At 70.7% G+C, this 12756-nt stretch carries 11 protein-coding genes; 9 read left to right on the top strand and 2 right to left on the bottom strand.

The genetic code is table 11. From position 1 onward, the window contains the following. Positions 1-3: 3 nt before the first annotated feature. Positions 4-1287, bottom strand: a complete 1284-nt coding sequence (locus KBX00_RS06090) for a cytochrome P450 (RefSeq protein ID WP_210824089.1) — start codon at positions 1285-1287, stop codon at positions 4-6. A gap of 1 nt (position 1288) precedes the next feature. Then, entirely contained in the window at positions 1289-2251 is a 963-nt protein-coding gene (locus tag KBX00_RS06085; protein WP_210824087.1) for a GNAT family N-acetyltransferase, read from the bottom strand. Between the two features lie 431 nt (positions 2252-2682). Here KBX00_RS06085 and KBX00_RS06080 point away from each other — a divergent pair, with 431 nt between their 5' ends. The 9 genes from KBX00_RS06080 to KBX00_RS06040 are packed head-to-tail and all read left to right on the top strand — an operon-like array spanning position 2683 to position 12733. Next, a complete protein-coding gene (locus tag KBX00_RS06080) occupies positions 2683-3525 on the top strand; it encodes an isocitrate lyase/PEP mutase family protein (protein ID WP_210824084.1) in 843 nt (280 codons plus the stop codon). After that, positions 3522-4619 (top strand): alpha-hydroxy acid oxidase, encoded by a 1098-nt coding sequence (locus KBX00_RS06075; protein WP_210824082.1) that lies wholly within the window; start codon positions 3522-3524, stop codon positions 4617-4619. Before KBX00_RS06080 ends, KBX00_RS06075 begins: the two co-directional genes overlap by 4 nt. Then, the gene (gene aepY, locus KBX00_RS06070) at positions 4616-5785 is read left to right on the top strand and encodes a phosphonopyruvate decarboxylase (RefSeq protein WP_210824081.1); all 1170 of its coding nucleotides are present in this window, start codon (positions 4616-4618) and stop codon (positions 5783-5785) included. The genes KBX00_RS06075 and aepY overlap by 4 nt, the downstream gene beginning before the upstream one ends. After that, positions 5775-6833, top strand: coding sequence for a GNAT family N-acetyltransferase (locus KBX00_RS06065; protein ID WP_210824079.1), 1059 nt, complete (start codon positions 5775-5777; stop codon positions 6831-6833). The genes aepY and KBX00_RS06065 overlap by 11 nt, the downstream gene beginning before the upstream one ends. Further along, entirely contained in the window at positions 6826-7701 is an 876-nt protein-coding gene (locus KBX00_RS06060) for a nucleoside-diphosphate kinase (RefSeq protein ID WP_210824077.1), read from the top strand. Before KBX00_RS06065 ends, KBX00_RS06060 begins: the two co-directional genes overlap by 8 nt. After that, positions 7698-8669 carry a hypothetical protein gene (locus tag KBX00_RS06055; RefSeq protein ID WP_210824075.1) on the top strand — a complete coding sequence of 324 codons (972 nt, stop codon included), beginning with the start codon at positions 7698-7700 and terminating at the stop codon, positions 8667-8669. The genes KBX00_RS06060 and KBX00_RS06055 overlap by 4 nt, the downstream gene beginning before the upstream one ends. Then, a complete protein-coding gene (locus KBX00_RS06050; protein ID WP_210824073.1) occupies positions 8666-10387 on the top strand; it encodes an FAD-dependent monooxygenase in 1722 nt (573 codons plus the stop codon). The genes KBX00_RS06055 and KBX00_RS06050 overlap by 4 nt, the downstream gene beginning before the upstream one ends. Next, the gene (locus KBX00_RS06045; RefSeq protein ID WP_210824071.1) at positions 10380-11696 is read left to right on the top strand and encodes a nucleotidyltransferase family protein; all 1317 of its coding nucleotides are present in this window, start codon (positions 10380-10382) and stop codon (positions 11694-11696) included. Before KBX00_RS06050 ends, KBX00_RS06045 begins: the two co-directional genes overlap by 8 nt. Further along, on the top strand, positions 11693-12733 hold the full coding sequence (locus KBX00_RS06040; RefSeq protein WP_210824069.1) for a GNAT family N-acetyltransferase: 1041 nt from the start codon (positions 11693-11695) through the stop codon (positions 12731-12733). The genes KBX00_RS06045 and KBX00_RS06040 overlap by 4 nt, the downstream gene beginning before the upstream one ends. Positions 12734-12756: the final 23 nt, after the last annotated feature.

Here is a 12756-nt window from a genome sequence, read left to right as displayed (position 1 = left end):
CAACTATGTGGTCGGGCGGCGTCCTCCGAAGGCGTCGGCGGCCGAGAGCCGTACCGGCAGGCTTTCGAGCCCGCGCTGGAAGCTGCGGCGCCAGCGCAGGTCGGCGGCGGCGACTGCCAGTTCCAGCACGTCGAAACGCTGAGCCAGGGCGGTCAGCGCCACGTGGCCCTCCAGCCGCGCGAGCGGTGCGCCCAGGCAGAAGTGCCGTCCGTGCCCGAATCCGAGGTGGGCGTTGTCGGTGCGCTCGGGGTCGACCTTGGCGGCCTCCGGGAACCGGCACTCGTCGCGGTTCGCTGCGGCGAGGCCGACGCACACGACGTGGCCCGCGGGAATGGTCACCCCGCCGAGCTGGATGTCGGAAAGCGCGGTACGGATCACGGAGCGCTGCACCGGTCCGTCGTACCGCAGGAGTTCCTCGAAGAGGTGGCGCACGCTCTCCGGTCGTTCGCGCAGTCCACGCTGGAGCGCCGGATCCGTCGTGATGCCGAGCATCGCCAGGCTGAGGAAATTGACGGTGCTCTCCTGTCCGGCGATCAGCAGGATGAACGACGTGGCGACCAGTTCCTCCTCGGTCAGCGCGTCGTCGCCGTCCCGCAGGCGTAGCTGGATCAGGGCACTGATCAGATCCGGCGCGCCATCGGGATCGGCCGGGTCGAGGTCCTTGCGTTTGGCCACGACGAGATCGGTCATGTACTCGCGCAGCAGCCGTTTGCCTTCGGCCCTCGACATGGGTAGGTCTGTGGCGAAGTCCGAGCCGAGCGTTGCGTTCGACCACCGCCGGAAGTCGGTCCGGTCGGCCGTGGGGACGCCGAGCAATTCGCAAATGACCAGTACCGGAAGCGGGTCGGCGAGCGCGGTGACGAGGTCCGCCTCGCCGTGCTGCGGCATCGCGTCGATCAACTCGTCGACGAGTCGCTGCACCGCCGGCCGCAGGGCTTCGACGCGAGCCGCCGTGAACGCGCGGCTGACCAACTTCCGCAGGCGTGGGTGTTCGGGCGGGTCGGCGTGCAGCATGTGCGCCCCGCCGAAATTGATGCGTTGCGGATCGAGCGGCATGCCCGCTGCCGCCATGGCCGGCGCGGCATGCCTGAGGTGGTGGGCCAGGCGATCGTCGTTGAGGGCGGCGCGGGCCTCGGCGTAGCCGCTGATGTAGTACACCGGCAAGCCGTCGGGCTGGATCACCCGCCGGACAGGTGCCTGCTCTCGGAATGCGGCATAGGCCTGGTACGGGTCGGGTGTCCCGTCTGCGAAGAGGTCGTGGTCGGTAGGTTCCTGCTGGTCCGCCATGTCAGTCGCTCCCATTCAGGTGGTCCGGTCCCACGGGCGGGTCGGCGGCCAGATCGCGGACGGCCCAGCGCAGCGGGCGCAGGTTGCAGCCGCGCGCGGTCTTCGCCTGCTCCGAGCCCATGCCGTACTCGATGACCCGGATGCCGAGGTCGAGCGCGAGCGGCACCGCGGCGTAGAAGCAGGTGCCGAAGTAGATGTACCGGGCGTGCGGATGGCCGTAGTCCGTTCCTGTGAGCAGCGCGGTGAGCCGGTCACCGGTACGCACGAACAGCGTGAAACCCACCGTCCGCCCGTCGATGTCGGCGCAGATCACGAAGACGTCTTCCGCCGGGAAACACCGGCGGACATTGTCGAACCACCGTCTCTCCTTTTCCGGATCGCCGGCGCCGCGGTATTTCTCTGCCAGCCTGATACGCAATGAGACAAGTATTTCGTCATCGTCACGCAAAGGGCGTCTTGTGTACTCGATGCGGGCTGCCGAAAGGGCCCGCATCTCGGCTCGAATCCTTCGCCGGCGATGACTCGACATCCGCGAGAGATACTGATCCGGCCGTTTGAAGTCGATGGCCAGTTCCGCTCGGTGTGCCGCGGTCACGACGGTGAAGCCGGCCGCGCGCAGCGTCTCGGTGAACGGGTCCGCCACGGGGTCGAGGTACTGGAACACCACGCTGCGCAGGCCGCGCTCGCGGGCGTGCCGGCAGATCTCGTCGACGAACCTGGCCAGCCGCGCGGAGTCTCCGGCGCCCGGCCCGACCGGGTAGGTGTCATAGTTCGGGTACATGAAGGACAATGCGGGGAAGAGGCCGTCGGGTGCGGTGATGTGGCCCCGAACCGGCAGGTACGGGTCTGTGAACTGGTTGTTCGTTGCGGACGGGACCACCCGGCCCATCATCGCCACGTGAGCGCCGCCGCCGTCGTCCACCAGTGTGAAGCCCTCGCAGCCGGCGAGGCGGCCCTCGGCCACACCGAGCCAGGCGGCACTGACCGTGTGCCGTACGCCGGCGCTCAGCGCCGGCCAGTCGATCCGTTCCCACGACGTCGCGGCCATCGAGAGCTGGGCGGCCTCGGCTGGCGCAAACTGGGGCGACAAGCTCGACCTCCCGTCGACGGGTGATCATCCGCGGCCGTTTTCCTGTTGCCGCACGGCGGTGCGGAAAATGACCATGACAACGTCAAAATCTAGCACCGGCGATGACGAGCGTCCACTCATAAAGGCCGTCGCTATTACGCGACCGTCCTTGGTGGACGCTTGGTGGTCGCTTGGCGGGCAGTGCTAGGTTCGATCGGAGCGCGGCGGGACTTATTGCCGTAGCGATGTGGTTCGGGAATGCGGCCGCACTCTCTTGGATCCTCGACTCAGGCGTCACGGGTTTGCCCGACGACGAAGGGACAACTTTGCCGAAGCAGCCAACGGAGACATTCCTGTCCACCGACGCCAGGCTCATCGGAGTCGGCGCCCACGACGCACTCACCGCATCGCTGGTGCAACGCAGCGGGTTCGACGTCGCCTGGGTCGGCAGCTTCGAGGCGTCGACCTATCGGCGCATGCCGGACATCAACGTGATCACCAGCACGGAGATGGCCGACTCGGTGCGCGCCGTCCGTACCGGCTGTGACCTCCCGGTGTTCGTCGACGCCGACAACGGTTACGGCACGGATGATGCGGCGGCCCGGGCGCTCGACCAGTTCGCCGCCGCCGGTGCCGACGCCATGTGCCTTGAGGACAACGCCTTCCCGAAGCGCAACTCGCTCTACTCCACACAGGAGCGGGCGCTGGAGGATCCCGAGGCGTTCAGCAGGCGCTTGGCCCGACTGGTCGGCAAGAAGACCGGTGTGCGGATCATCGCCCGTACGGAGGCGTTGGTCGCCGGCCTCGGCCCGGAGGAAGCGGTGCGGCGCCTCGATCGGTACGCGGACACGGGCGTCGACGGCCTATTCGTGCAGGCCAACACGCGGCACGCCGATCAGCTCGGCGAAGTGCTGGATCGGACGGCGGGCCGGATCCCGATCGTGCTGGCGCCGACGGCCCTGCCGGAGGTCGCCGTGGACCAGTTCTTCGACATGGGCGCCAACGTGGTGATCTACGCGAACGTGGTGTCCCGGGCCGCCGTACGCAGCGTGTCGCGGATGCTGGCCACGCTGCGGGAGGCTCGCTCCCTGGACAGCGTCACGGCTGACATCTCGGGGCTGGACGAGATCTTCGCCCTCACCGGCGCCCAGGAGTGGAACCGGCAGTGAACGCCGTCGGAGCGGACGCGGCGGCACCGGCCGGTGTCACGGCCGGTGTCACGGAGCGGCCCTCGGCCGCGGCGCTCGACTACTGCTTCGGCGCGGCCGGCGACGAGGCGACCATGGCCCGTAACGAAGCGATGCTGGACCGTCCGATCCTCGTGCCCCGCGTCCTGGCGGGCGGGCCGGCGGATGCGTCCGTTACGGTCACCGGCGGGGTGATCGCGGCGCCGTTGCTGGTCGCCCCCATGGGATTGCAGGGCCTGCTGGATCCACGGGCCGAGACGGTGGCCGCCCGGGCCGCCGCCGAAGCCGGCCTCGGGTTCTGTCTCTCCGCGTTCTCGTCGGCCTGCGCGGCGGACGTCGCGGCCACCGCGCCGGGCCTTCGCTGGCGGCAGGTGTACCTGACCCGGGAACCACGCCTGACCCGGTATCTGGTCGAGGAAGCCGAGCAGTTGGGATTCGAGGCGCTCGTCGTCACGGTGGACGTGCCGGTCGTCGGCCGGCGCAACCGCGACCTGGCGAACGGCATGGACCGATTCGCCGTGGCCCCGCCCGCGCTGGTGCGCAGCGAACCGTTCCGCCGGCTGATGGCCGAACGCGGCCTTGAGGACCGGGAGGTGCTCGCCGAGATCTTTCCCAATCCGTTCACGACCTGGGCGGACGTGGCGGACGTGATCGCCCGGACGCACCTGCCGGTGTTGCTGAAGGGGATCATGCATCCCGAGGACGCGCGGCGGGCGCTCGACATCGGCGCGGCGGGAGTCGTCGTGTCCAATCATGGTGGCCGCCAGTTCGACCGCTCGGTGAGCAGCGTCGAGGTCCTGCCGGCCGTCGTCGCGGCTGTCGGCAGCGGGGTGCCGGTCTATTTCGACTCCGGGATCCGGCGGCCGGCGCACGTCGCCACCGCACTGGCGCTGGGCGCCCGGGCCGTGTTGCTGGGTCGGCCCGTGCTGACCGCGCTGTCCGGTTGCCGGGCCGAGGACGTCGCTGCGCTGCTGCGCGGCTTCACGGAGGAGCTCGCGCACATCATGACGTTACTGGGCGCACGGCAGCCGGGCGACCTGACCGTCTGCACGAATCCGGCCGGGGGATGCCGGTGATCACGGCGTCCGAGTTTCTCGATCTGCTCGAACAGATCGGATGCCGACACCTGTCCGGCGTGCCCTGCTCGTTCCTGAGCCGGTTGTACGAGCGCCTCGACGCCGACGAGCGCTACACCTATGTGCCGGCGGCCAACGAGGGAACGGCGTTCGCGCTGGTGGCCGGGATGATGCTGGGCGGAACGGAATCAGCGCTGCTGGTGCAGAACTCCGGGCTGGGGAACCTGGTCAACCCGCTCACGTCGCTGGCGATGCCGTACCGGTTGCCGGTGCTCACGTTCATGACGATGCGCGGGTGGCCGGCCGCCGACCCGGAGGAACCGCAGCACGAAGTGATGGGTCGTGCCACGGTGCCCCTGCTGGCCGAACTCGGGGTGCCGCACCATGTGCTGCCCGAGACGGTCGAGGGTGCGCGGGAGATGCTGGCGCGCGTCCAGGAGGAACGCCGGGCCGGCTGGCCGAGTTTCGTGCTGGTACCGGGGCGCATCCCGGGGGAGCGGCTGTCCGCTGCCGTGTCGCCGGCCACAGAACCGGAGTTCACCCGCGGCGAGGCGATCGCGGAGCTGCGACGCCTCCTGCCGGACTCGCTGTGGGTCAGCACGACCGGCTACATCTCCCGGGACCTGTTCCAGCAGGGTGACGCTGCGGAGAACCTCTACCTTCAGGGCTCGATGGGGCACGCTTCGGCGGTCGCCGCCGGGATCGCGTTGTCCCGGCCGGACCATCGGGTGGTCGTGATCGACGGTGACGGCAGCGCGCTGATGCACCTGGGCGCGATGTCCACTGTCGGGCGGATCTCGCCGAACCTCGTCCACGCCGTGCTCGACAACGGCACCTACGAGTCGACCGGCGGACAGGCCACCACTGCGGCCTCGACCGCGTTCACGGAGATCGCCACCGCCTGCGGCTACCGGCGGGCGATCTCGGTCGGTACGGCGGAGGAACTGCGTGCCGCGGCCCGGGTGCTACAGGCGCCGGGGTCCGTGTTGGCCCACCTCCGGATCGCGCCCAGGAGCCCGGCCGCCGGTTCACGGGCCAGCGGTTCCGTCAGTGTGGACCAGCTCGCCCGCCGTTTCGCGGCGCACGTACAGGGGGGACAACATGCCGAGGCGCCTGAAGGTCTGGCAGGGAATCCCGTCCGACTGGGACCGGTGGGTGGCCGATGACAGGGTCGGGACCTCGCAGCGGTCGATGCGGCTCACCATCGACCGGTTCGGCAACGGCTACCACACCTTCGCCTGGTGCGACGGTTCGCGGCCGCTGGTCGCCGTCGGCGGCACGCTGCTGAGTGCTCCCATGTCGAGCCGCCGTGTCGACCCGTACGCCGTCCTCAGCGGCCGGTCGGTGGACGCAGGGCTGGCCGTCGACGGTCCGCATCCGTGGTCGGGGCTCGACACCGCGGACGTCTTCCCCGGGCTGATGGTCATGCACCCGCACTACGACACCCGGCCGATAGGTCCCCGCGCGTCCGACCCGGCGACGCTGGACGGCTTCGTCGACGCGCTGCTGAGCTGGGCCGGCGACCACGGCTGCCGGGCGGTGTCCCTGCTGTACCAGACGGTGGCCGCGACCCCGCTGCTGACCTCGTTCGCCGCGATCACCGGCGCGGCGGTCGTCCCGCTCTCCACATCCTGTGTCCTGGATGTGGACTGGACCGATGTCGACGGCTATCTGAGCCGCTTCAGCTACAAGCGCCGCACCGCGATCCGGCGCGAGCTGCGGTGGCTGGCGGAGCGCGGGGTGCGGATCGCCGAGGAGGACCTCGACGGGGTCGGCCCGGAGCTGGTCGGCCTGCGCTGTGCGCTGGTCGCCCGGTACGGCGGCAACCCCGACCGGGCGAAGGAGGAACGTCTGGTGCATCAGGTACGCGAGACGTTCCATCCGTCCGAGCTGTGCCTGGTGACCGCGCGGGCGGCGGGCCGGCTGGTGAACTTCATGCTCTTCATCCGCGAGGGCGACGAGTGGAGTGCGTTTCTGACCGGCACCGACTACGACAGCGACGCCGCGCGCTTCGCCTACTTCGCGACCGGCTTCTACCACCCGGCGGCACTCGTCCCGGCTGCGGGCATCCGCCGCATCCACTACGGATTCGGCTCCTGGGAGGCGAAGAGGCAGCGCGGTTGCCGCAGTGAACCCGTGTGGGCGGCCGGTGCACGGTTGGCCGTGGCGCCACGTCCGTCCCCTGTGCCGAAAGGTGTGGCCCCGAATGCTTGACGATCCCGCCGCCTGGCAACACCGGATCTTCGTCATGATCAGTCCCGACTGCCTGGTCCGGGGCCTGACCCGGGCCGTGCTCGACCGTCTCGCCGGGATCGGCCTGCGCCCGGACGGCTGGCGGCTCACCCGGGTCACACCCCACCGCATCGACCGGATGAGCGAGCTGCAGCAGGTCACCGCGGCCCGGGTGCACCGGTACCGCGCCCTGGACGCGCTCTTCGCACTGGGTCCCGCGCTGATGGTGTCGCTGCGGGATGAGCAGGAGCGCCCCGCTGAGGTGTCCTACGCGGCGGCGAAGGCGCTCAAAGGCGATGCCGACCCGGCACACGCGCTGCCCGGCAGCATCCGGCACGACCTCGGCGCGATCAACACGGTCCTCAACCTGGTGCACATCTCCGACAGCCCGGCCGAGGCGGCGGCTGAGTGCGCCACCTTGCTGGGCACCGATCCGTGCCTGTTCTCGGACGCCGAACTCGATCAACTGCTCGATCTGCTGGCATCGTGGCCCCCGGAGACCCGCGGCTTCGCCGACGTCCTGGGTGCCGTCCGTGGCCGGCTGATCGCTGCGATCTGGGGTGATGTCACCGAGCCCGCCCGCGAGCGCACCATGGACCTGATCCGCGACGGTGTACTGGGTGAGCCGACCAGCGGCAAGGCGCTGGCCGACGTGTTGCTGGGCCAGCGCATCCGGCCCGCCGAGGCCGGCGAGGTGATCGCCTGGCCGTTCGACGGCACCGTCCCCCGGCCGGACATGGACACGGTCACCCGGGTGCTCGCCTGGCACGGTCTAGCCCTCGACCCCTGGGAACAGGCGGTCCTGACCACCTCTGCGGTCTTTCCGCCCGACACCACCCGAAACCGATGACCACCGACCTGACGGGTACGCCACCGACCTGGCCACCGCTGGCCCGGGAGTTGTTCGCTGCGTGCCTCACCGCCGCGTCGAAATCGCCGCACCTGTGGCAGGCACCCGCGCCAAGGGGCGACGACGTCCTGCGCGAGCAACTCGCGCGCATCCTGGGCGCCAGCGCCGACCTGCTCACCATCACGGCGGGTATCAGGGCGGCCGCCCTCACCTACGCGCGGACCGAATCCCGCCTCGCCGTCGAACGGCCGACCTTCCCCGGTGCGGTGCGGACGATGCGCGCCGCAGGCGCGGACGTGTCGCTGTACGACTGGGCCGAGCTCCCCGGCACACCTGCGGACACGGCCATCTGGCTCACCTCACCGTTCCGCAACCCGGACGGCCGCAGCCTGTCCGCAGCCGAACACGCCGTCCTGGCCCAGCTCACCGCCACCGGCCGCCGGGTCATCGTCAACGGCGCGTACGGGTGGTTCGGCGACAGTCCACGGGTGCCCAACGCGGATCACCTGGGCTCGCTCCACAAGATCGTCGGACATGGTGCCCGTCTCGGGTGGGTCGTGAGTGCGGACTTCTTCGACCGGGCGACGGCTGAGCTGATCGGCACTCCACCGTCACCGGTCTGGCAGCGCGCCTGGGGCCTGTTTCTGCGCGACGGCGGTGCCGGCTTGCTGATCGAGCAGAACGTGGTGCCGGCGCTCGACGCGGCAGCGGCCTTCCACCACCGGCTGTCCGTGCCGAATTCCGGGGCGCCGCACGCGTTGCTCACCGTGCGTTCCGGCACGGACGAGGCGGCTGCCCTCGCGTATCTCGCCGACCGGTCCTACCGGCTCAACCCCGGATCGGACTTCTTCGCGGCCGGGACCCTGCGTGCCAGCTTCGCCGGCGCCGACGCTGCCGTGGGTGAGCGGTTCGGTGACGTGGTCGCCCGGTCGGCCCTGATGGCTCCCGCCCTGGTCGGTGCCGCGTGAGGTACCGGCGGTGCGTCATCGCGGGCGGCGGGCCGGCTGGTCTGGCCCTGGCCGTCGAGGTGTTGCGGCGTGGCGCCGGCCTCGACGTCGAGGTTTACGACCAGCCGGCACCGGACGGCACCGGCATCGTTCTGGACGCCGAGTTCGTCGAGACGCTGGCCGAGCGAGACCCGCTCAGCGGAACCGAGATCCGGCGGGCGGCACGACGATGGGACACCGTGCGGCTGCGCACGGACGACATCGAGGTGCTGACCGGCGGGCACCTCATCCTCGGCATCGGGCGCGGACGTCTGCTGGAGATCCTTCGGGACAGGGCTCGCGAGCTCGGCGCCGTGGTGCACCGCCGGCGCTTCGATCCGACCCGCGCGGTCGGTCCGAACGATCTGCTCGTCGGGGCGGACGGTGCGGGGAGCGCCGTACGGCGGGCGCGGGCGGATGTGTACGGCCCGACCGTCACCACCGGCGCCACCCGCTACCTCTGGATGTGTGCGGACCGTGCGTTCGCGCCGGGCTTCTGGTTCCGGCGTTCGCGTTGGGGCGCGTTGGTGGCCCACGTCTACCCGTACGAGGAGCAAGCGAGCGCGGTGATCGTCGAGTGCACCCTCCAGACGCTACGGGAATCCGGTCTGGACGTCGTCGACCAGCGCCGGCTGGAGGAGCGGCTGGCCGGTCTCTTCGCCGGCGAACTGGGTGGCGCCCGCCTGCGGTGCAGCGTCTTTCCCTGGCGCGCGTTCCGCACCGTGGTCAACCAGCGGTGGCACGCCGGCAGCCAGGTCCTGATCGGCGACGCTGCGCACACCACCCACTTCACCGTCGGCTCCGGCACCCGGCTCGCCATCGAGGACGCCGTCGCGCTGGGCGACGAGCTCTGCGCCGACCCGAGCGCCGGATCGCTGGCGGCGTACGAGAAACGGCGGCGTCCCGAAGTCGAGGCGGTGCAGCGCGACGGCCGGAGCAGCCAGCAGTGGTTCGAGCAGATCGACCGGCATGTCCAGCTGCCAGGTCGGCAGCTCGCTTTCGCGCTGCGCACCCGCCGGGACGTGAACACCTACAGCTGGCTCGAACGCCGCGACCCCGCGTTCGTGCGGGATGTGCTGCAAACGGTGGCTGCCGACCGGCGAGCGGTGGCGGGGTCCACGGTCACCGCACCGCGCCTGCTGCCGCTGCGGCTGGGCCCGGTCACCACCGCCAGCCGGTTGGCCCTGATGTCGCCCGGCCGGCCGCCTTCCGGCCGTACCCCGGTGGGCATCGTCTTCGGTCGGGCGGACGACGCCGGGTACGGCTCCGTGCCGTCCGGGCTGGCCGTGGCGTGCCGGGACGACCCCGAGGAATCCACGTCGTCCTGCGTGCTGCTGGTGGACACGTGGCCGGTCGTCCGCGCGCACCTTCTCGGTCGGCGCGCCCGGATCGGCCATGGGGTGGGAGCAGTTGTCGACGCCGTGGGCTGGCGGGCCGAAGACGCGGAACTCCTGCGCCTGGTGGCCGACTTCGTTGTCGTCCGGGCGACCGACGCCGGCTCGCGGGTGGAACGCACCGGCCTGGCCGAGCACCTCCGCAACACGTACGCCGCGACCGTCCTGTTGTGGGCACCCGGCCTGACCGACGACGAGGCGGACACACTGATCGCTGCCGGCCGCATCGACGGCTACCTGCACGGTACGGGGCTGGTGGCAGCCCACGCGCCAAGCACGGACCAGAGAGGAACCACCCATGGTTGACAATGCCGACGCCTACTGGACGTGCATCACGCTGTTGGCGCGTCTCGAACCCGCTGCCGAGCACCGAGCCCGTGCCGCCGAACTGCTCGAGGTGCTCGACCCCGAGGAGGTGTACGCGCGGATCGTGGCCTCCCGGGTCTATCTGCCAGCCCGTGAGACCTTGGGACAGCTGCCACCGACCGAGCAGGTGGGGACCGTCCAGAAACGCCTCGATCAGCTCATCACCGCCGAACGGTTGCGATGTGCGGCGGCCCGGCCGGAGCTGACCGCGATCCTGACCGAGGCGCCGGCACTCGGCGCGCGGGTCATGAAGGGCCTGGCGCTGCGGGAGCACCATCGCCGTCCGGAGCTGCGGCACGAAGGGGACATCGACCTGCACGTCCCGGAGTGGCACGCCGCGCTCGCGACGAGCCGCTGGCTGCGGCAGCGCGGGTGGGTGTGTGACACGACCGAGTTTTCGTGGCTGAAGTGCACCGACGGGGGACACCTCTACGGGCAGCTGACCCTCGTCCTACCGGACAACGAGGATCCGATCAGCCGGGTGGATCTGCACATCGGCCCGTATTCGGTGGGCCACGCGGGAAACATGCCGCTCGCCGGCTGGCGTGACACCGAGGTGCTCGGCGTGCCAGCCCAGGAGCCCGACCGGGAGACCACGCTGGCGTTGATCGCCGCCCACGCGCTCAACGACGGCGTGCTGTCCATGAAGGACATCAATGACCTGCACGAGCTTCTTGTGGGCGAGGCCCGTACCGACTGGGCCACGGTAGAGGAACTGTGTCGCGGCGCCCTGGCGGTCGACGTCCTTGCTCAGCTGCTGGCGGTGACGGGTGAGATCTACCCGGAGCTGGGCCTACCGGTCGGTGACGTGAACGGCCCGTTGGCGCTGAGCCTGACCCCGGCGGAGCGCGCCGACCGGGCGGCGCGCTCCGCCTACCGCGACGAGCGTGCTCGCGGAGCCGATGACGACACCGCGACCGTGGTCGCCGAGGAGGCCCGCCGCTACTACTCCGCCGACCTGCGGCCACGAGTTGCGCCGCCCGGAGAGCCGGTGCCGGCGCGCAACAGGCAAACGTGTTGCCGGCTGCTGCCGACGAGCACCTGGGAGCCACTCGCAGCGAACATCGCGCTCGACCGAGCCGACGATGTCCCGATCGCCGAGAGGCCGTGGGAGTCGGGCCTGACCCTGATCACCCAGGGGCCGGGCACGGTGCTCCGGGCCGGGGACGAGATATTCGTGCCGACCGTATGGGGCGAGGTGCATCCCACCAGCCTCGCACTGGCATCCCGGCTCGCCGGCCACGCATGAGGGCCGCGCCGAGCATCAGCGTCGAGATCGGCGAGAATCCGCCGGACGATGTCGACTGGGACCTGCTGGTCGACCGCAGCGATGCGCCGCTGTTCTACCGATCCGACGTGTTGCGCGCCTACTGGCGCTTCCCGCTGCGCACCACCCTCGCGATGCACTTCATGCGCGTGTACGACCGCGCGACCGGCCGACTGCGCGCGGTGCTGCCCACCTTTCTGCTGCCCCCCGACGATCCGCTCGGCGTCTGCCCGGCAATGCTGCCCGGCTTCCGTGCTGCCGACGGGCCGCTGCTGCTCAGCCACATGTGGCACTGGTACGACACCTGTCTGCCTGCCTACCGCTTGGACGCGGAGGTGCTGAACGCGGTCCGCCGGGGGCTGCGGGGACTGGCGGAGCGGACCGGTGCGCAGGCGTACGGCTTCATGAACATGCCCGAGGGCGGCGCGCTCGCCGGTCTGCTCGCCGACAGCGGCACCGCTGTCCGCCGGATCGACGCCCGTTACCTCCTTGATGTGCGAGGGTTGCGGTCGGCTGACGACTACCTGGCCCGCCTCCGCCCACGCCCGCGTCAGGAAATGCGCCGGCACATCCGGCTGATGGAGGCGGGCGGCTACCGGCTCACCGCCGGACCGCCGGAGCCGGAGGACATGGCCGCGGCCGCGCGGCTCTGCCAAGTCACGTCCGCCAAGCACGGCAATCCCGGATGGTACGACCCCGAGCGGCTCACCAAGTTCGGCACAGAGCTGCGCCGGCACGTCAACCTCGTCACCATCCGTCGCAACAGCGAGATCGTGGCGGCATCGATCTCCCTGGTCGACGGGCAGCGGTTCCACAACTGGGCCGCCGGGACGCAGCGACCCGGCGAACTCGGCTTCAGCCCGTACCAGGTCATGCTCCACGCCACCGTGCGGGCCGCGATCGACAACGGGTGCGCGTTGCTCGAAGGCGGCCGCCGCAACGACGCGTGGAAGGAACGGCTCGGCCTGACGCGGCAGGTCCTTCTCGGTTGTCTTGTCCGGGCCGGCCAGGAAAAGTGACGTCGTGACTACCTCACCGGCCG

Source organism: Micromonospora sp. C95 (assembly GCF_018070465.1).
GTDB lineage: Bacteria > Actinomycetota > Actinomycetes > Mycobacteriales > Micromonosporaceae > Micromonospora.
This window is presented reverse-complemented; position numbering and strand designations above follow the sequence as displayed.

Excerpts from the sequence above, each read along its gene's own strand:
- KBX00_RS06040 (WP_210824069.1), top strand. The coding sequence starts at position 11,693 with ATGAGGGCCGCGCCGAGCATCAGCGTCGAGATCGGCGAGAATCCGCCG.
- KBX00_RS06045 (WP_210824071.1), top strand. The coding sequence starts at position 10,380 with ATGGTTGACAATGCCGACGCCTACTGGACGTGCATCACGCTGTTGGCG.
- KBX00_RS06090 (WP_210824089.1), bottom strand. The coding sequence starts at position 1,287 with ATGGCGGACCAGCAGGAACCTACCGACCACGACCTCTTCGCAGACGGG.
- KBX00_RS06060 (WP_210824077.1), top strand. The coding sequence starts at position 6,826 with ATGCTTGACGATCCCGCCGCCTGGCAACACCGGATCTTCGTCATGATC.
- KBX00_RS06055 (WP_210824075.1), top strand. The coding sequence starts at position 7,698 with ATGACCACCGACCTGACGGGTACGCCACCGACCTGGCCACCGCTGGCC.